The organism is Consotaella aegiceratis, from assembly GCF_036541425.1.
Lineage (GTDB): Bacteria > Pseudomonadota > Alphaproteobacteria > Rhizobiales > Rhizobiaceae > Consotaella > Consotaella aegiceratis.
Genome location: NZ_JAZHFT010000014.1, coordinates 1 through 18,852 on the forward strand (window position 1 = coordinate 1; position 18,852 = coordinate 18,852).

Below are 18,852 nucleotides of genomic sequence, written 5' to 3' on the forward strand. Positions count from 1 at the left end.
GCGCGACAGACCGCCCTCCAGCACCGCCGAAACCACCCGAGCTCGCAAATCCATCGAATAGGGTCGCGCCATCCGTGCTGGCCTCCAACTCCAGCCCGTATGGTGAATCACATTTCCAGCCCCCAGGGAATCCCAGCCCGATTCCGCCTATAGCCATCCCGCTCTAGCAACTCTCGTGTGAACGCCCCGCGAACACGAAAATCACATGTGTGACGTGTGACGGCTCACATGACGCCCCATGTTCCCGTCTCGTTCTCATCGTCTATCGGCTAAGTGATTGAAATCACTGGTGAGCGCGCAGGGGCTCGAACCCTGGACCTACTGATTAAAAGTCAGTTGCTCTACCAACTGAGCTACGCGCTCATCCATGACATCCGGCGGAAACAGCCGGCCGGGCCGCTGCCCCTGCGCCAGGATGCCGCCTTGTAGCCATTTCACAAGGGAGCATCAACCTCGTTTCCGTCGCCCGTGCGAAGGCGGATCGGCGCGCCGTCCGTTTCGGTGGTGCCGGAGGCCGATGTCGTGGCCTGCGAGCCGGCCGTCGTGCCGCTTGTAGATGCCGGGGCGGACGCAGCCGGCGACGCGGGGGCCGGCTCTTCGATGCTGCCGGTCGTCAGCTCGCTCTGGGTCGATTGAGGAGCCGTCGTCGCCAATTCGTCCGGCGTCCGGATGGACCGGGCCGCCAATCGCGCCTGGCGCCGTGCCAGGATCGCGGAGTTCTGGTCGGCGTAGCTCACGCAGTCGTCGATGACCGGAGCGCACAGCGTGTCCCGGCCGCTGGCCGCGTCGTTGTCGCCGGCATAGGCCAGCCGGCGCACGCGACCGTCGATGAAGAGGAACTGCACCTTGCAATCGCCGCCCGACGAATAGTTGATCGACGGCGTAGCCAGCCCGAAGACCAGAGGCGCCGTGACCGTGGCGCCGCCGTTCTTCTCGTCGAACTCGTAGCTCCAGATCTCGGTGCCGGCGTCGTCGTTCACCCGCGTGCGGGTCGGAAAGCCGGCGCACATGACGACATCGTCCTTGCTGAATCCGAGAACCGACTGGCGCGCCCGCTCGACCGAGCTGAACTCGTTGGGAACCATGCATCCCGAAAGGCCGATCAGCGACAGGCTTGCCAGAGAAACGAGGGCGAACAGGCGTCTCGGTCGCATGGGCACTCGGCATCTCGTGGAAAGGGAATGCTGCGGTGCAGCATCTAAATCCAACACGGTTTGTCAACTTTGGTTCCGCCACCGCGAAGCCATTTGCCGCGCAGGGCGGCGACCGATAGAAGGTGGTCGTTCGCGGATCGCCGTCCCCGAGACACCCACCGCTGCGGCGGAAACGGCGGCCGACGGCGATGGTTCAACGAAAGGCATGCTCCGATGATCTCGGACGTCTCCTATCCGACGGCGGTGCTGGCAGGCGCACTGTCCTTTCTGTCGCCATGCGTTCTGCCCCTGGTGCCGCCTTATCTGTGCTACATGGCCGGCGTGACGGTGGACGATCTGAAAGATGGGCCGGCTTTGCGGCTCGGTTATGGCCGGCTGATCGGGACGGCGATCGTCTTCGTTCTCGGGTTCTCGACGGTTTTCGTGCTGCTGGGCGCCAGCGCCAGCTCGATCGGCTTCATGCTTCGGCGCAACCTCGACTGGCTCGGCGTGGCGGCGGGCATCCTGATCATCGTCATGGGCCTCAATTTTCTCGGCGTGTTCCGCCTTTCGATGCTGTCGCGCGAACTCAGGCTGCGCTCGCCGGACAAACCGCGCAGCGTGTTTGGCGCCTATCTGATGGGGCTGGCCTTCGCCTTCGGCTGGACGCCGTGCATCGGTCCCGTGCTCGGCGCGATCCTGGGCCTGGCGGGCGCTCACGACACAGCGGGCGAGGGCGCGCTGATGCTCGCCTTCTATTCGGCCGGGCTCGGCATTCCCTTCGTGCTCGCGGCGACCTTTTCGGGAGCGTTTTTGAAGATGATGACCCGCTTCCGCCGCTATTTCGGCGTGGTCGAAAAGGCGATGGGCGGACTTCTGGTCGTCACCGGCGTGCTGTTTCTCACCGGCGGGATGCAGACCCTGTCCTTCTGGCTGCTCGAAACCTTTCCCGCGCTTCAGACGATCGGCTAGCGGCGGCATACCGTCTCCGGTCGCGCTCTGTCCTGCCGAACGTCCTCAACATCGAGCGATCGTGATATAGCGATCGCCGCCCGGCGCGTTTGCGCCGGTCCATCGAATCACCTCTGCGAGAGCATCTCATGCCCCGAACCTGCCTGTCGATCATCTTGGCCGCCGGCGAAGGAACGCGGATGAAATCCGCCAAAGCCAAGGTCCTGCACCAGGTCGCGGGTCTGCCGATGGTTCGCCATGTGGCCAATACCGCGGCGGCGGCCGGATCGGACCGTTTGGCGCTGGTGATCGGCCGCGATGCCGAGGAGGTGGAGACGGAGGTACGCAAGGCCCATGCCGACCGCGTGTCCACCCACGAGCAGACCGAGCGTCTCGGCACCGCCCATGCCGTGCTGGCGGCGCGCGGGGCGATCGAGGAAGGCTTCGACGATCTTCTGATCCTCTACGGCGACACGCCGCTCATTCGGCCCGAGACGCTGACGCGGGCCCGCGCGGCGCTGCTGGCCGGCGCCCATATCTGCGTCATCGGCTTCCGTGCCGAGGACCCGACCGGCTACGGACGGCTGATCGAGGCGGACGGGCAGCTGATGGCGATCCGCGAGGACAAGGACGCCAGCGAGGCCGAGCGGCTGCTCAATTTCTGCAACAGCGGCGTCATGGCGATCCGCGGCATGGTCGCGCTGGATCTGATCGAACGCGTCGGCAACGACAACGCCAAGGGCGAATACTATCTCACCGACATCGTCGCCATCGCCCGCGCCGCGGGCGGCACGGTGCGCGCCATCGAGGCGGCTGAGGACGAGGTGATGGGCGTCAATTCCCGCGTCGAGCTGGCGCGCGTCGAGGCGACGTGGCAGGCACGCAAGCGCCGCGAGATGATGCTGGCCGGCGTCACGCTGGTCGCGCCGGAAACGGTGTTCTTCGCCCACGACACGTCGATCGCCTCCGACGTGACGATCGAGCCGAACGTGGTCTTCGGTCCCGGCGCGACGGTGGAGACCGGTGCCGTCATCCATGCCTTCAGCCATGTCGAGGGCGCGGTGGTGGGCGAGGGCGCCTCGGTCGGCCCCTTCGCCCGGCTGCGACCCGGCGCGGACCTCAAGACCGGCGCCAAGGTCGGCAATTTCTGCGAGGTGAAGAATGCGGTCGTCGCCGAAGGCGCCAAGGTCAATCATCTCACCTATATCGGCGACGCCACGGTGGGGGCGAAGTCGAACATCGGCGCCGGCACCATCACCTGCAACTACGACGGTGCCTTGAAGCACCGCACCGAAATCGGCGCCGGCGTGTTCATCGGCTCCAACTCCTCGCTCGTCGCCCCGGTGTCGATCGGCGAGGGCGCCTATGTCGCCTCGGGCAGCACCATCACCGAGGACGTTCCGGCCGATGCGCTGGCCTTCGGCCGGGCCCGCCAGGTCAACAAGGAAGGCCGGGGCAAGGCGGTGCGCGAGCGCGCCCAGGCCGCGAAGGCGGCCAAGACGGCGCGCAAGGCCAAGGCCGGCAAGCCGGCATCGTAAGACCGGCTGTTCACCATCGTATATGGAAAGTGATGCTCGACGACGACCGCGCCGTGTATGAAGGTCGAGGTCGTTGGAGACCACGCGGATCGAGACCACACGGATCGAGACCACACGGAGGAACGCGATGTGCGGGATCATTGGCATCGTCAGCCGTGAGCCGGTGGCCGGGCGACTGGTCGACGCTCTGAAACGCCTGGAATATCGCGGCTACGATTCGGCGGGCGTCGCCACGCTGGAAGCCGGCCGGCTGACGCGGCGGCGCGCCCAGGGAAAGCTGGTCAACCTGGAACGCGTGCTGGCGCAGCGTCCGCTCGAAGGCGCCATCGGCATTGGCCATACCCGCTGGGCGACGCACGGCGCGGCCACCGAGGGCAACGCCCATCCGCATGCGACGCCCAAGGTCGCGGTTGTCCATAACGGCATCATCGAGAATTTCCGCGAGCTGCGCTCCGAACTGGAAGCGGACGGCTACAGCTTCGAAAGCCAGACCGACACGGAGACCGTCGCCCATCTGGTGACGCGCGAACTCGACGCCGGGGCCAGCCCCCAGGCCGCCGTGCAGCGCTCGCTGGGCCGCCTGGAGGGCGCCTTCGCGCTCGCCTTCGTCTTCGAGGGCCACGACGATTTGCTGATCGGCGCGCGGCGGGGCTCGCCGCTGGCGGTCGGCGACGGCGAGGGCGAGATGTTCCTCGGCTCGGATGGGATCGCGCTGTCGCCGTTTACCGAGGCCGTGCGCTATCTGGAGGACGGCGACTGGGTGGTGCTGACGCGCCAGGGCGCCGAGATCTTCGACGAGGCCGGCAATCCGGTGACGCGGCCGGTCCGCCGCGCGACGGGCCGGACGTTCTATGTCGACAAGGGCGATTTCCGCCACTTCATGCAGAAGGAGATCCACGAGCAGCCCGAGGTGATCTCGCATACGCTTTCGGCCTTCGTCGACATGGCCAGCGGCCGCACGCGGCTGCCGATGGGCCAGGAAATCGACTTTACCAAGGTGCGCCGGATGGCGATCTCGGCCTGCGGCACCGGTTACTATGCCGGGCTCACCGGGCGCTATTTCTTCGAACGCTACGCGCGCATTCCCTGTGATATCGATGTCGCCTCCGAGTTTCGCTATCGCGAAAGTCCGCTCGACGGCGTCGATCTGGCGCTGTTCGTCTCCCAGTCGGGCGAGACGGCGGATACGCTTGCCTCGCTGCGCCATGCGAAGGCCGAAGGGCTGACGACCGCCGCGGTCGTCAACGTGGCGGAATCGACCATCGCGCGCGAATCCGATCTCGTCTGGCCGACGCTGGCCGGGCCGGAAATCGGCGTCGCCTCGACCAAGGCCTTCACCTGCCAGCTGATCGCGCTCGCCGCGCTCGCCGTGCGCGCGGGCGCAGAGCGCGGTGTCCTGGGCACGGACGAGGAACTGGCGCTGACCGAGGCGCTGGCCGAGGCACCGAGGCTGGCGAATGCCGCGCTCAGGCTGGACGCCCGTATCGAACGGCTCGCGCACGACATGGCGACCAAGCGGCATGCGCTGTTCCTGGGACGCGGCTTTTCCTATCCGCTGGCGCTGGAGGGCGCGCTCAAGCTGAAGGAAATCAGCTACATCCATGCCGAGGGCTACGCCGCCGGCGAGCTGAAGCACGGTCCGATCGCGCTGATCGACGATACCATGCCGGTGGTGGTGGTGGCGCCGAGCGACCGCGTGTTCGAAAAGACGGTCTCCAACATGCAGGAGGTCGTGGCGCGCGGCGGGCGCATCATCCTTTTGACCGACGAGAAGGGCGCGAAGAGCGGCGCGGTCCAAGACGCCGAGACGATCGTCCTGCCGGCGATGCCGGAGATCCTGACGCCGATCGTCTACGCCATTCCGTTGCAGCTTCTCGCCTATCACACGGCGGTTCACATGGGGACCGACGTCGATCAGCCGAGAAATCTCGCCAAGTCGGTCACGGTCGAGTGATCAGGTTGGATCAGGAAAATGCTGCCCTGCAACAGAGCCGGACTTGAAAAACGCCGTCAATAGAAAGAGATGTTGAGGGATCCGCACATCGAGCGGAGCTGCAGCGGCCTGCCGCGCAAGGTGATGCTCTCGAGAGGGTGACTGCCGGCATGACGCGGCTTCGCACGTATTTTCTGACCGGTTTCGTGGTGCTGGCCCCGCTGGCGATCACAATCTGGCTGACCTGGTCCTTCGTCCAGTGGGTGGATGGCTGGGTGACGCCCTATATTCCCGCCCGCTATACGCCGAACACCTATCTGCCGTTTCCGATTCCCGGCTTCGGGCTTCTGGTGGCGCTGGTGACGATCACCCTGGTCGGCTTCCTGGCCGCCAACCTGATCGGCCGTACGGTGCTGGGCTGGGGCGAGCATTTGCTCGGGCGCATGCCGCTGGTCAGAACCGTCTATACGGCGCTGAAGCAGATCTTCGAGACGGTGCTGTCCGACCGCGCGTCGTCGTTTCAGATGGCGGGCCTGATCGAATATCCGCGCAAGGGTCTGTGGTCGCTTGCCTTCATCGCCACCAGCGCGCGGGGCGAGGTGGCCACGATCTTCGCCGAGGATGGGGTGGAGGCCTATGCCGTGTTTCTCCCGACGACGCCGAATCCGACATCCGGTTTCCTGCTGTATGTGCCGAAGGAAGACGTGCGCATTCTCGACATGACGATCGAGGAGGCGGCCAAGCTGATCATCTCGGCCGGGCTGGTGACCGCCGATCGTGAGCGCCAGGTCAAGAGCGTCAAGGAAGCCTCGCGCGAGGTCGAAGCCCAGATGCGGCCCCGGCCACGCGCGACGGAACTGGCGGAATAGCCCGCCGGCGAGACTGAACGCCGCCGGGCTGCGGCATGTGTCGAAAGCGTCCCCTCATGAAGATCGTCGGCCTGGAAGAGCATTTCGTCACGCCTGCGGCGCTGTCCGCATGGCGCGGGCTGGACCCGCGCTGGCGCGACCCGGCCTTTCAGATTTCGGAGCGCGGCGAGATCGGAGCGCGGCTGGCCGATCTCGGCGACCAGCGCAGTGCGGACATGGACGCGAGCGGCGTCGACGTTCAGGTCCTGTCGCTGACGGCCGCCGGCCTGCACGGCCTGGAGCCGGCGGACGCCGTAGCCTTGCAGAGCGCGACCAACGACCTGCTGGCCGAGACGGTGCGGGCGCGGCCCGATCGCTTCCAGGGGTTCGCGACGCTGGCCGCGCCCGCCCCGGACGCGGCCGCGCAGGAGCTGGAACGCGCGGTCAGGAGCCTCGGCCTGAACGGCGGCATGCTGTTCGGCCGCACGCGCGAGCGCAATCTCGACCATCGCGACAACTGGCCGATCTTCGAGACGGCGGCGGCCTTGCGCGCGCCGCTCTACATCCACCCGCAGTCGCCGCAACCCGAGGTCCGCGAGGCGCTTTATGGCGGCCTGGGCGACCTCGGAATGGGACTGGCGACCTTCGGGGTGGGCTGGCACTACGAAACGGGCATCCAGATTCTGCGCATGGTGCTGGCCGGCGTGTTCGATCGCTTTCCCGATCTCCAGCTCATCACCGGCCATTGGGGCGAGGTGGTGCTGTTCTTCCTCGATCGGATCGACAATCTGACCGGCCCGGCCAAGCTCGACCGGCCGATCTCCGACTATTTCCGGCACAACGTCTCGGTCACGCCGAGCGGCGTGTGGAGCCAGCGCTATCTGCGCTGGGCCATGGAGGTCCTCGGTCCCGAGCGCATCCTGTTTTCGGCCGACTACCCTTACGTCTTCACGCCGGACGGCGGCGCTCGCCATTTTCTGGAAACGGCCGACCTGTCGGACACCGATAAGACCGCGATCGCGCACGGCAACTGGGACCGGCTCGTCGCCGACATCCGCCGGGGCTGAGAACCGCTCCCGGACACGGTTGGCGGCGAAGGCGACGCGGATGCTGAAGCGATGATCATTCCTCCCGCGAGATGGGAGGGGTCAATCTTCAGCCGAAGCGGACGTAGAGTTCGTACAGGCCTCGATCGACGAGGGCAGAGGCCTAGTAGTCCCCGATATTAATACGATGCATGTCGCTAGCATGAAAGTCGACGCTATCTGGAAGCATAAAGACCAATCGAGAAATGGCATAGTCCACGACTTCTGGCGACCTAGCCTTTCAAAGTTGGGTTCCGTAGGCAGCAACTCGCCTTTGACAGCAGCTTCAGCGCAGGATGCCCAATAGTTGCGTTTATGTCGATCAAGACGATGTGCATTCCAGGTGCCTCGCACCCATAGCGCATGGACCAAGACAGCGATGTATACAAGCCAGACCTCCCAGCCAAGATCTTTATCGGTTGTAAAATTGATGCCAAATGCCAACACCGCCCAAAGTGCAACGGTTACCTGCCACTCTATTTTCTGCCTACCAGCATAGCTTTCATGCCAATCTCGAGAGAGATCAATAAATAACTCCAGATTTTTCTCTGACATACGACATCTCCATCAAAAGGTTGGCACATGAGTCAATCACGAAGCGGCCGGACGGATTCTGGGGGATCACAGAAGCACGCGGACGGCGCGCGTGCCGGCACAACAGGCACAGCTCGCTCCTCCGATCCATGTAAAGAAGCTACTTCAGATGCCATTTCTCTACGTCAATCGGCCGAAGATAGTGATCCTCGGCGCGAGTGCGACAGTTACGGCGAACTGAGTGACATGGGAGCGCTATCCGGCCACCCCACCTCGGCCTAGAGTGGGGCAGCTACCCCGAGCGCAGCAGCCGCACCGCCTCGTCTCTCCCGAATAGATAGAGCAGCGTCCGCAGAGCCTCGCCGCGGGGCGTCTGGAGCTCCGGATCTTTGGCGAGGATCATGCGGGCGTCGTCACGCGCGATCTCCAGAAGGTCGGCGTGGTGCTCCAGCCGCGCGATCTTGAAGCCCGGCAGGCCGGACTGCTTGGTGCCGAGCAGGTCGCCTTCGCCGCGCAGCTTCAGGTCTTCCTCGGCGATGCGGAAGCCGTCCTCGGTCTCGCGCATCACCGCGATGCGAGCCTTGGCGACCTCGCCGAGCGGCGGGCGATAGAGCAGCACGCAGGACGACGGTTTCGAGCCGCGCCCGACCCGGCCGCGCAGCTGATGCAGCTGTGCGAGGCCGAAGCGCTCGGCGTGCTCGATGACGATGATCGTGGCGTCCGGCACGTCGACGCCAACCTCGATCACCGTGGTGGCGACGACGAGGCGGGTCTGGCCGTCCTTGAACGCGGCCATGGCGGCGTCCTTTTCCTCGCCGCTCATGCGCCCGTGGACGAGCCCGACCTGGTCGCCGAAATGGGCGCGCAGGCTCTCGTAGCGCTCCTGGGCGGCGGTCAGATCGCTCTTTTCCGACTCCTCGACGAGCGGGCAGATCCAGTAGATCTTCTCGCCCTGGTCGATCGCTTGGCCAGCCCTGGCCACGATCTCGGAAAGCCGGGCGTCCGGTACGGCCACCGTGGTGATCGGCTGGCGTCCCGGCGGCTTGCCGGCCAAACGCGAGACGTCCATGTCGCCGAAGGCGGCAAGCACCAGCGTGCGCGGGATCGGCGTCGCCGTCATCACCAGCAGGTCCGGGCGCTGGCCCTTGCGGGTCAGGTTGATGCGCTGGTGGACGCCGAAGCGGTGCTGCTCGTCGACGACGACAAGGCCGAGATCGTGATAGACGACGTCATCCTGGAAGAGTGCGTGCGTGCCGACGACGATCTGGGAGCGGCCGGAAGCGATCGCGTCGAGCTTTTCGGCGCGTGCCCGGCCGCTGTCACGTCCGGTCAAAAGCACCATCTCAAGTCCCGCCGCCTCGCAGAGCTGCACGAGGCCGGCATGGTGCTGGCGCGCCAGAATCTCGGTCGGCGCGAGCAGGGCGGACTGCGCGCCAGCCTCCGCCGCCGCCGCCATCGCCATCAACGCCACCACCGTCTTGCCCGAACCCACGTCGCCCTGGAGCAGCCGCAGCATGCGGTCGGGCTCCGCCATGTCGGCGAAGATTTCGTTCAGCGCCTGATCCTGGGCGTCGGTCAAGCGGAAGGGCAGGGCGGCGAGGATGGCGCGGCGCAAATGGCCGTCGCCCGCCAGACTGCGCCCCTTGGCCTTCTTCATACGCTGGCGCGACAGGCCGAGCGCCAGCTGGCCGGCCAGGAACTCGTCATAGGCGAGGCGGCGGTGGGCGGCACTTTCCGGCGCCACAGACAACGGATCGGCCGGATTGTGCAGCCGATCGATCGCCTCCTCGAAATTCGGAAAGGTCTGGCGGGAAACGACGCTCTCGTCGATCCATTCGGGCAGCGCCGGCGTGCGCTCCAGGGCCGACAGCACGGCCTTGCGCAGCACCTTGGGCGACAGGCCGGCCGTCATCGGATAGATCGGCTCGACCATCGGCATTGAATCGGCTTCGTCCAGAGGACAGACGAAATCCGGATGCACCATCTGCGGCCGGCCGTTGAACCATTCGACGCGGCCCGAGACGAGCATGGTCTCGCCGACCGGCAGCAGCTTGTCCAACCATTGCGGCTGGCCGCGGAAATAGACCAGCGCGATCTCGCCGGTCTCGTCGTCGGCGAACACCCGATAGGGCGCGCCCTTGGCCGCCCGATTGGGCGCCTGGTGACGGTCGATGCGCACGGTCAGCGTGACGATCGAGCCTTCCGGGGCGGTGGCGATCTCGCCGCGCTGGCGCCGGTCGACCACGCCCGAGGGCAGGTGGAACAGAAGGTCGCGCACCCGCGCCTCGCCCGGTGCCCCGGCCGGCATGAGCAGGGTTTGCAGAAGAGCCGCGACGCGCGGCCCCACGCCGCCTAGAACGGACACCGGAGCGAACAGCGGATCGAGCGTGGACGGGCGCATGGGCGAGACCTTTATCCCACCCGAGCGGCGAGACAAGGCTGACAGGCGAAATCGCTCCCTATATAGAGACGACATCCCTTGAACGAGACGAAGACGATGACTGGTACTGAGCGCTCTTCGAGCGATCTCGACGTCCGCCGGCGCAAGGCGCTGTTCCGCTCCTGGCATCGCGGCACCCGCGAAATGGATCTGGTGCTCGGCCGTTTCGCCGACGCCGAGATCGCAAACCTGCCCGATTCCGAGCTGGAGGACTACGAGCGCCTGATGGAACTTCCCGACGTGACGCTGTTTTCCTGGCTGGCCCAGAACGAACCGGCGCCGGAAGAATACGACACGCCGCTGTTCCGGCGGATCAAGCAGTTCTACGCCGTGGGAGATGTCGCACAGTCATGAGCCTTCCGGCCAAACTCGACAAGGCACTGGCGGCCGGCGGCGGCCTGACGATCGGGCATGTGGCGGACGGCTATGACGCCTTCCTGCTGGCCGAGATCGCCAGGCGGCGCGGCGAGGCGCCGATCGTCTTCGTCATGCGCGACGGCGCCCGCATGGGTGAACTGGAAGATGCCTTGCGCTTCGTGGCGCCGGAGCTTCCGGTGCTCGGTCTGCCCGGCTGGGACTGCTTGCCCTATGACCGCGTCGGCCCGTCGAGCGAGGCGGCGGCACGCCGGCTGTCGGCGATGGCGGCGATCGGCGCCCTGCGGCAGAACCCGCACCGCGCGATCATCCTGACCACGGCCAACGCGCTGTTGCAGAAGATGCCGCCTCTGGAAGTGCTGCAGGCCGAGTCGATCTCGGCGCGCGCCGGCAACCGGCTGGCCATGGACGCCATCATCGCGGTGCTGACGCGCGGTGGGTTCGAGCGGGTGGCCACGGTGCGCGAGCGCGGCGAATACGCGGTGCGCGGCGGCATTCTGGATCTCTTCGCGCCGGGTGAAGAGGAGCCGGTGCGGCTCGACTTTTTCGGCGACACGCTGGAGACGATCCGCTCCTTCGATCCCCAGAGCCAGCGCACCACCGGTCAGCGCAAGACCTTCGAACTGTCGCCGGTCAGCGAAGTGGCGCTGAAGGACGAGACGATCAGCCGTTTCCGCTCCAACTACGTCCGCCGATTCGGTGCGCCGGCGCGCGACGACGCGCTCTATACGGCGATCAGTGAGGGCCGCCGCTTTTCCGGCATGGAGCACTGGCTGCCGCTGTTCTACGAAAAGCTCGACACGCTGTTCGACTATGCGGCGGGCTTCACCGTGGTGCTCGACCATCTGGTCGGCGAGGCGGTGGGCGAGCGCCGCAAGACCATCGACGATCACTACCAGGCGCGCCGCCAGAGCGTCGCCGAGGGCTCCGCCGACAGCGTGCCCTACCATCCGGTCGAGCCGGACGCGCTCTATCTCTCCGAGGACGAGCTGGCCGGCGGGCTGGCGAGCGCCGATCCGATCCGACTGTCGGCCTACGCCACCACCGACGCCGGAACGCCGGAAACCTATAATCTCGATGTCGTGCGCGGCCGCAATTTCGCGGGCGAACGCCAGGCGGGCGACGTCAACGTCTTCGAGGCGGCCGTCGCGCATATCGCCAGCCAGCGCGCCAGCGGCAAGCGTGTGGTCGTCGCCGCATGGTCGGAGGGCTCTCGCGACCGCCTTTGCCAAGTGCTGGAAGAGCATGGTCTCGGTGGCCTGGCGCCGGTGGAATCGCTCTCCGAGGCGTTGGCGCTCGACAAGTCGAAGGTCGCCGCGGCGGTGCTGGGCATTGAGGCGGGCTTCGAGGCCGGCGATCTCGCCGTCATTGGCGAACAGGACGTGCTGGGCGATCGGCTGGTGCGGCGCGGCCGCCGCAAGAAGCGCGGCGCGGACTTCATCTCCGACGTCACCGGGCTCAACGAGGGCGACATCGTCGTCCACGTCGACCACGGCATCGGCCGCTTCGTCGGCCTTCGCACCATCGAGGCGGCTGGCGCGCCGCACGATTGCCTCGAGCTGCGCTACGCCGGCGAGGATCGGCTGTTCCTGCCGGTCGAGAACATCGAGCTTCTGTCGCGCTACGGCGGCGAGGGCTCCGACGCGGTGCTCGACAAGCTCGGCGGCGGGGCCTGGCAGGCGCGCAAGGCCAAGCTCAAGAAGCGCCTGCTCGATATGGCGGGAGCCCTGATCCAGCTTGCCGCCCAGCGGATGACGCGCGGCGCGCCGAAACTGGTGCCGCCGGACGGGTTGTGGGGCGAGTTCGCCGCGCGCTTCCCCTATGAAGAGACCGACGACCAGATGGCGGCGATCGACGCCGTCGTCGACGACCTCGCCGAAGGCCGGCCGATGGATCGGCTGATCTGCGGCGACGTGGGTTTCGGCAAGACGGAAGTGGCGCTGCGCGCGGCCTTCGTCGCGGCCATGAATGGTTTGCAGGTTGCCGTCGTCGTGCCGACGACGCTGCTCGCCCGCCAGCATTACAAGACCTTCGCGGCGCGTTTCCGCGACCTTCCGCTGACCGTCGGCCAGGCGTCCCGTCTGGTCACGGCGAAGGATCTGACGGCCACCAAGAAAGGCCTCAAGGAGGGCACGGTCGACATCGTCGTCGGTACCCACGCGCTGCTCGGCAAGAGCGTCGACTTCAAGAACCTCGGGCTGCTCATCGTCGACGAGGAGCAGCATTTCGGCGTCAAGCACAAGGAACGGCTGAAGGAGCTGAAGTCTGACGTTCACGTCCTGACGCTGTCGGCGACGCCGATCCCGCGCACGCTTCAATTGGCGCTGACCGGCGTGCGCGAACTGTCGCTGATCACCACCGCGCCGGTGGACCGCATGGCGGTCAGGACCTTCGTCGCGCCCTTCGATCCGCTGGTGGTGCGCGAGACGCTGCTGCGCGAGCGCTATCGCGGCGGGCAGAGCTTCTACGTCGTGCCGCGGATCAGCGATCTCGCAGGCATCAAGGAGTTTCTCGACGACCACGTCCCGGAGCTGAAGGTCGCCGTCGCTCATGGGCAGATGCCGGCCGGCGAGCTCGACGACATCATGAACGCCTTCTACGACGGCCAGTACGACGTGCTCTTGTCGACCACCATCGTCGAATCCGGGCTCGACATCCCGTCGGCCAACACGATGATCGTGCATCGCGCCGACATGTTCGGCCTCGCCCAGCTCTATCAGCTTCGCGGCCGGGTCGGGCGCTCCAAGCAACGCGCCTACGCGCTCTTGACCATTCCGGCAAACAAGACGCCGACGGCTGGCGCCGACCGCCGGCTGAAGGTGCTGCAGTCGCTCGATACGCTGGGCGCCGGCTTCCAGCTCGCCAGTCACGATCTCGACCAGCGCGGCGCCGGCAATCTGCTCGGCGAGGAGCAGAGCGGCCACATCAAGGAGGTCGGCTTCGAACTCTACCAGCAGATGCTGGAGGAGGCTGTCGCCGAGATGAAGGGGGACGCGGCCGCGACGGATGGCCAATGGTCGCCGCAGATCAGCGTCGGCACGGCGGTGATGATCCCCGAGAGCTACGTGCCCGATCTGCAGCTTCGCATGAGCCTCTATCGCCGCCTGGCCGATCTCGACGACCCGCGCGAGATCGATGCCTTCGGGGCTGAGCTGATCGACCGGTTCGGACCGATGCCGACGGAAGTCGACCATCTGCTCAAGGTGGTCTTCGTCAAGGCGCTGTGCCGGCAGGCGAACATCGAGAAGCTCGATGCCGGGCCGAAGGGCATCGTCATCCAGTTCCGCGACAAGAGCTTCGCCAATCCGGCCGCGCTGGTCCGCTATATCGGCGAGCAGGGTGTTCTGGCGAAGATCCGGCCCGACCAGTCGATCGTGCTGCAGCGTGACTGGCCGACGCCCGAAAAGCGCCTGAACGGGGCGGCCGTGGTGGCGACACAACTCGCCAAGTTCGCCGAACAGGCCAACCAGCAAGCCGCCTGATCGTCGTCATGGCACCGGCGGAAAACTCCGCCGGTGCAGCAGATGCGTGCGGCCGCTCGGCAGTTGCCGCCCGGTCCCGCCAGAGATTCTCAGCGGCGCTCCGGCGCGTCGAGCGAGAAGTCGCCCAGCAGCGCCTCCATCTCCTCTTCCAGCGTCTTCGGCCGCGACGCGGTGCCCTTCGTTTCGCCGTCGGTGAACGCTGCAGGTTCAGGCTCCTGCGATGAAGGCTGCTGCAGAGGCGACGACGCGCCGGCCGCCGTGCGCGAGGGCGAGATCGGATCGTCAGCATCCTCGGTGAAGAGCCGGGCCAGCGAGGGACGCGGCTGGACGTCGGGCTGAGGCGGCCGCGCGGGCATCGGGCTGTCGGCGGCGGGTACGGGGCTTTCCTGCGCCGCGCTCTGTTGAGGCCGAGGCGGCTGCGGCAGTTCGGGTTCGATCCGTGGCTCGCGGCGCGGCGGGAATGTCGGCCGGCTGGGGCGAAGGTCGAGCGGCCGCGGTTCGACGGCCGGCGCTGGCGAGCCTTCGCGGCTGCGGCTCTGCTGTACGTTGGTGACGAAGCTGCGAACCGAGAGTGGTCCTCGACCGACCGTATCGGCCCCGTCGAGCAACGAATCCTCCGGCTTGATGGAAGGGACGAACGGCTCGCGCTGTTCCTCCGTGGGCGCGGTGGGTTCGGCCGAAACGCGTGCCGCATCGCGGCGCGGCTCCCCAGCCTGCGGAGACGCAGCGACCGCCGAGGGCTGCGACACCGGCGCCGGTGTCGCACTCGCCCCGACACGGCCGCTACGGTCGCCCGCCGATATCGCCGGCTGTTCGGCCTGCCTGGCTGGTGCCGTTACCGGCTGCTGCGGCCAGGTCGGTGTCGTTACCGGACGTGGAGGAGCGGCGGGGCGCACCGGTTCTGCCGGCGCTTGATCGCTGCCTTCCACAGAGCGGGAGCGGAGAAACGAGGGGGCCGGTGCCGCTGGCTGCCGCGGCGCGCTTAGGCGCGGGCTGGCCGGCGCCGACGACGGTTCCTGCCGGGCAGCCGGCGCGGCGACACGCTCGTCCGGGACAACCGGTTGGACCGACGGCAACGGTGCATCGGCATGGGACGCATCGGCATCGTCGGGGTCCCGCTCTTCGGCCTCTTCGGGAGCCGAGAAGACCGGCCACTCGACGGGAGCGGTGGGCGTCTCCGCCGGTAGGATCGTCGGCAACGGCGCCACGCTCGGCTCGGTGACAACCGCCGCTGCCGCCGTGACCTGGGGCGGTTGCGTCTTGGGTTCCGGGCGCCGCGTCGCCGGGACGGGCGCTTCCGGCTTCAGACGGGCCGGTCGCGGCGCGGCCTGCGGCGGAGCGCCGGTAGCGACGTCGTCCGCCGAGGATTCGGCGAGGTCCGGCCAGGGTTCGGAGAACAGCGGCGGCTGCCGCTTGGCGGTTTTGCCGGTTCGGGCGATTCCAGGCTCCACCAGCATGTCGTTTTGCCCGCCGACGAGAAGAAGGTGCTCGACATCGTCGCGGCGGATCAGCACCAGCTTCCGCTTCGGATCGATGTTGACGGCGTCGACGATGCCGAGTCGCGGCTGCTTGCCCTTGGCGCCGGCGCGTAGCGAGCCGGTGAAAAACTTGCGAATGATCCAGACCGAGACGAGAGCCAGCCCGATGACGATGGCGGCGGCCATGAAGGTCCAAACGATTTGAGCCAAGCCCTCTCCCAGGAGTTCTACAAGCCAAGCTCGCATCGTTTTGTCCTCATTTTCGTTCCGAGTCGGATCATCGGCGGCAGCTGGCCGCGAGCGCTCCGTTGAATTTCCGCACCATGTGGGGCATGGGATGAGTTGCGCAACTGCGAAGTGTCAAGAGCTTAGGGCAAAACACTCGAGGGAAATCATCCGTATTGCAACCAAAAGATGTCGCCGAGATAACAGGCTCGGCCGGACGCGGCCGGGCGCCGTTGCGGTACTCGCCTTGTCGTGCCTTTTCGGTCCAAGATGCGGCCGCAGGAAGCAGATCACCATAAGGACCAGATGAAAGTGGTAGCGGGCAACATGGGCGAAAAGCCCCTCGTGGACCGAACCGGTAGCGCCAGCGGCATTCGCCGCCTCCTGATCCTGGGCGGATTCATCCTGGTCATGGCGGCTGGGCTGGCCCTTGCCGGAAATTCCTACGGTGGCCGGGCGCTGTTGGTGACGTTCGCCATCCTGGCCATGGTGGGGATGCTGACGATCTTCGCCTTGGCGCTCGGGCTGGTGCAACTGGGCAGTCGGGCCGCCGACAGCGGCATCGCCCGCGACTATCTCGACAGCCTGGCGGTCGGAACGCTGATCGTCGATCGCCGTGGCCGAATCATTTATGCCAACCGCGCCTATGGCGAGGCGACGGGCGCGGCCTCGGCTGGCGACGTCAAGGGCATCGAGCGCCTGCTGGCGCGCGAACCCGACGCCTCGGAGGCGATCTATCGTCTGGCCAGCCTGGCCCGCGAAAATCTGTCCGGGCAGGAGGAATTCCGTCTGCCGCGGCCGCTCGCCGGCGCCCCGGCCAACGATCCGCGCTGGTATCGCGTGTCGGTGCGCCCGCTCGCTCATCGCGGCGGACCGCTGCTCGCCTGGCAGATCGCCGACATTACGGCGGAGCGTGAGAAGGAAGAGACGTTCTTTAAGGATCTGCAGCACGCGATCGACTACCTCGACCACGCGCCGGCGGGATTCTTCTCCGACGACCGGTCCGGGCGGCTCGTCTACATCAATGCGACGCTCGCCAACTGGCTCAAGATCGACCTCGGCTCCTTCCAGCCGAGCACCCGATCGATCAGCGACTTCATCGCCGAGGATTCGCTGCCGCTTCTGGAGGCAGATCTCGATTCGGAAGACGCGAGCGACAAGGCGATCGATCTGGACCTGATCACCGCGGACGGCCACCGTTTGCCCGTCCGCCTGCTGCGCAGCGTCGGCGGCGAAAACGGCACTGTCGGCCTCAGCCGCACCCTCGTTCTCAACCGCAGCGTCGAGCCCGGCGGTGCCGATGCGCTGCAGGTCGCCGAGGTCCGCTTCACGCGCTTCTTCAATTCCTCGCCGATGGCGATCGCCGCGCTCGACGAGACCGGCCAAGTGCTGCGCGCCAATGCCGCCTTCGCCCGGATGTTCGGCCAGACCACCGGGGGCAACATCCTCGGCGGCCTGAACGAAGAATCGCATACGCTCCTCAAGCAGGCTCTCTCCGCCGCCAAGCGGGGCGAAGCCGACATCGCGCCTGTCGATGCCGAGATTCCGGGCGCTCAGGGGCGGACGCTGAAGCTCTATATGAGCGCCGTCTCCGACATCACGGACGAGTCCGGCGACGCCGCCATCCTGTATGGCGTCGATATCACCGATCAGCGGGCCCTGGAGGAACAGTTCGCCAAGAGCCAGAGAATGCAGGCGATCGGCAATCTCGCCGGCGGCATCGCGCACGACTTCAACAACGTGCTGACGATCATCACGGCCTCGGTCGACTTCCTGCTCTTGAACCACAAGACCGGCGATCCGTCCTTCCAGGATCTGCTCTTGATCAAGCAGAGTGCCAATCGGGCGGCTTCGCTGGTGCGCCAGCTGCTCGCCTATTCGCGGCGGCAGACCATGCGCCCGAAGATGCTGAACCTTACCGACGTGATCGCCGACATGAACCTGCTCCTGCAGCGGATTTCCGGCGATCTGGTCAAGTTGGAGCGCCATCACGCCCGCGATCTCTGGCCGGTGATGGCCGATATCGGGCAGTTCGAGCAGGTGATCACCAACCTCGTCAAGAATGCCCACGACGCCATGAGCAGCGAGGGCGGCAAGATCACCATCTCGACGCGCAACGTGCCGTCCGACGAGGTAAAGGCCCTGGGTTATGCCGAGATGAACGAGGGCGACTTCGTTCTCGTCGAGGTCGCCGACACCGGCTCCGGTATGCCGCCGCAGGTCGCCGAACGGATCTTCGAGCCGTTCTTCACGACGAAGGAGATCGGCAAGGGCACCGGCCTCGGCCTGTCGATGGTCTACGGCATCATCAAGCAGTCGGGCGGCTTCATCTTCGTCGAATCGAAGGAGGGCGAGGGCACCACCTTCCGCATCTTCCTGCCGCGCCATATCCCGACCGCGCTGGAGGCCCCGCGTGCCGAAGGCGCCGTGGCGCAGGCGGGAGCCAAGACGGATCTGTCCGGCACCGCCTCAATCCTGCTCGTCGAGGACGAGGACCAAGTTCGCGCCGGCAACATGCGTGCGCTGAAGATGCGCGGCTACGAGGTGCACGAGGCGGCTTCGGGCGTCGAGGCGCTGGAGGTGATGGAGGAGCTCGACGGCAAGATCGATCTGGTGGTCTCCGACGTGGTGATGCCGGAGATGGACGGACCGACGCTGCTGCGCGAACTGCGCAAACAACACCCGGGCCTGAAGTTCATCTTCGTCTCGGGCTATGCCGAGGACGCCTTCGCCAAGAACCTGCCGGAAGGCGAGAAATTCGGCTTCCTCGCCAAACCCTTCAGCCTTCGCGACCTCGCCATCGCCGTCAAAAGCATGCTCGAGGAATAGC

11 protein-coding genes and 1 tRNA gene are annotated in these 18,852 nt (G+C 66.5%); 8 read left to right on the plus strand and 4 right to left on the minus strand.

Annotated features, from left to right (window positions below; all coding sequences use genetic code 11):
• Window positions 1-287: 287 nt before the first annotated feature.
• Together SMD10_RS11515 and SMD10_RS11520 are read right to left on the minus strand one after the other, a co-directional pair.
• A tRNA-Lys gene (locus SMD10_RS11515) sits at window positions 288-363 on the minus strand.
• A gap of 71 nt (window positions 364-434) precedes the next feature.
• The gene (locus tag SMD10_RS11520; protein ID WP_331685838.1) at window positions 435-1,154 is read right to left on the minus strand and encodes a hypothetical protein; all 720 of its coding nucleotides are present in this window, start codon (window positions 1,152-1,154) and stop codon (window positions 435-437) included.
• Window positions 1,155-1,367: 213 nt separating this feature from the next.
• On the opposite strand from SMD10_RS11520, the gene SMD10_RS11525 reads away from it, so the two are divergent.
• From SMD10_RS11525 to SMD10_RS11545, 5 genes are all read left to right on the plus strand, one after another.
• Window positions 1,368-2,105, plus strand: coding sequence for a cytochrome c biogenesis CcdA family protein (locus tag SMD10_RS11525; protein WP_331685839.1), 738 nt, complete (start codon window positions 1,368-1,370; stop codon window positions 2,103-2,105).
• Window positions 2,106-2,233: 128 nt separating this feature from the next.
• Window positions 2,234-3,622, plus strand: coding sequence for a bifunctional UDP-N-acetylglucosamine diphosphorylase/glucosamine-1-phosphate N-acetyltransferase GlmU (gene glmU, locus SMD10_RS11530; protein ID WP_331685840.1), 1,389 nt, complete (start codon window positions 2,234-2,236; stop codon window positions 3,620-3,622).
• Between the two features lie 127 nt (window positions 3,623-3,749).
• Window positions 3,750-5,576, plus strand: a complete 1,827-nt coding sequence (gene glmS / locus SMD10_RS11535) for a glutamine--fructose-6-phosphate transaminase (isomerizing) (RefSeq protein ID WP_331685841.1) — start codon at window positions 3,750-3,752, stop codon at window positions 5,574-5,576.
• 149 nt (window positions 5,577-5,725) lie between these two features.
• Window positions 5,726-6,424: a DUF502 domain-containing protein gene (locus SMD10_RS11540; RefSeq protein WP_331685842.1), complete on the plus strand. Its 699-nt coding sequence runs from the start codon at window positions 5,726-5,728 to the stop codon at window positions 6,422-6,424.
• Window positions 6,425-6,480: 56 nt separating this feature from the next.
• Window positions 6,481-7,470, plus strand: a complete 990-nt coding sequence (locus tag SMD10_RS11545) for an amidohydrolase family protein (RefSeq protein ID WP_331685843.1) — start codon at window positions 6,481-6,483, stop codon at window positions 7,468-7,470.
• A gap of 844 nt (window positions 7,471-8,314) precedes the next feature.
• Here the strand turns inward: SMD10_RS11545 and recG are convergent.
• Entirely contained in the window at window positions 8,315-10,423 is a 2,109-nt protein-coding gene (recG, locus tag SMD10_RS11550; RefSeq protein WP_331685844.1) for an ATP-dependent DNA helicase RecG, read from the minus strand.
• Window positions 10,424-10,519: 96 nt separating this feature from the next.
• Between recG and SMD10_RS11555 the strand changes: the two genes are divergently transcribed.
• Both SMD10_RS11555 and mfd read left to right on the plus strand, forming a co-directional pair.
• On the plus strand, window positions 10,520-10,816 hold the full coding sequence (locus SMD10_RS11555) for an FAD assembly factor SdhE (RefSeq protein WP_331685845.1): 297 nt from the start codon (window positions 10,520-10,522) through the stop codon (window positions 10,814-10,816).
• Window positions 10,813-14,319 carry a transcription-repair coupling factor gene (gene mfd, locus SMD10_RS11560; RefSeq protein ID WP_331685846.1) on the plus strand — a complete coding sequence of 1,169 codons (3,507 nt, stop codon included), beginning with the start codon at window positions 10,813-10,815 and terminating at the stop codon, window positions 14,317-14,319. Before SMD10_RS11555 ends, mfd begins: the two co-directional genes overlap by 4 nt.
• Before the next feature lie 89 nt (window positions 14,320-14,408).
• Here the strand turns inward: mfd and SMD10_RS11565 are convergent, their stop codons facing one another.
• Window positions 14,409-16,007, minus strand: a complete 1,599-nt coding sequence (locus SMD10_RS11565; RefSeq protein ID WP_331685847.1) for a flagellar biosynthetic protein FliO — start codon at window positions 16,005-16,007, stop codon at window positions 14,409-14,411.
• Between the two features lie 321 nt (window positions 16,008-16,328).
• Here SMD10_RS11565 and cckA point away from each other — a divergent pair, with 321 nt between their 5' ends.
• Window positions 16,329-18,851 carry a cell cycle histidine kinase CckA gene (cckA, locus tag SMD10_RS11570; RefSeq protein ID WP_331685848.1) on the plus strand — a complete coding sequence of 841 codons (2,523 nt, stop codon included), beginning with the start codon at window positions 16,329-16,331 and terminating at the stop codon, window positions 18,849-18,851.
• Window position 18,852: the final 1 nt, after the last annotated feature.

What these genes read in the sequence shown, in the direction of transcription:
- cckA (WP_331685848.1), top strand. Translation starts at nt 16,329, where the DNA reads ATGAAAGTGGTAGCGGGCAACATGGGCGAAAAGCCCCTCGTGGACCGA.
- glmU (WP_331685840.1), top strand. Translation starts at nt 2,234, where the DNA reads ATGCCCCGAACCTGCCTGTCGATCATCTTGGCCGCCGGCGAAGGAACG.
- SMD10_RS11540 (WP_331685842.1), top strand. Translation starts at nt 5,726, where the DNA reads ATGACGCGGCTTCGCACGTATTTTCTGACCGGTTTCGTGGTGCTGGCC.
- SMD10_RS11545 (WP_331685843.1), top strand. Translation starts at nt 6,481, where the DNA reads ATGAAGATCGTCGGCCTGGAAGAGCATTTCGTCACGCCTGCGGCGCTG.
- mfd (WP_331685846.1), top strand. Translation starts at nt 10,813, where the DNA reads ATGAGCCTTCCGGCCAAACTCGACAAGGCACTGGCGGCCGGCGGCGGC.
- SMD10_RS11555 (WP_331685845.1), top strand. Translation starts at nt 10,520, where the DNA reads ATGACTGGTACTGAGCGCTCTTCGAGCGATCTCGACGTCCGCCGGCGC.
- SMD10_RS11525 (WP_331685839.1), top strand. Translation starts at nt 1,368, where the DNA reads ATGATCTCGGACGTCTCCTATCCGACGGCGGTGCTGGCAGGCGCACTG.
- recG (WP_331685844.1), bottom strand. Translation starts at nt 10,423, where the DNA reads ATGCGCCCGTCCACGCTCGATCCGCTGTTCGCTCCGGTGTCCGTTCTA.
- glmS (WP_331685841.1), top strand. Translation starts at nt 3,750, where the DNA reads ATGTGCGGGATCATTGGCATCGTCAGCCGTGAGCCGGTGGCCGGGCGA.
- SMD10_RS11520 (WP_331685838.1), bottom strand. Translation starts at nt 1,154, where the DNA reads ATGCGACCGAGACGCCTGTTCGCCCTCGTTTCTCTGGCAAGCCTGTCG.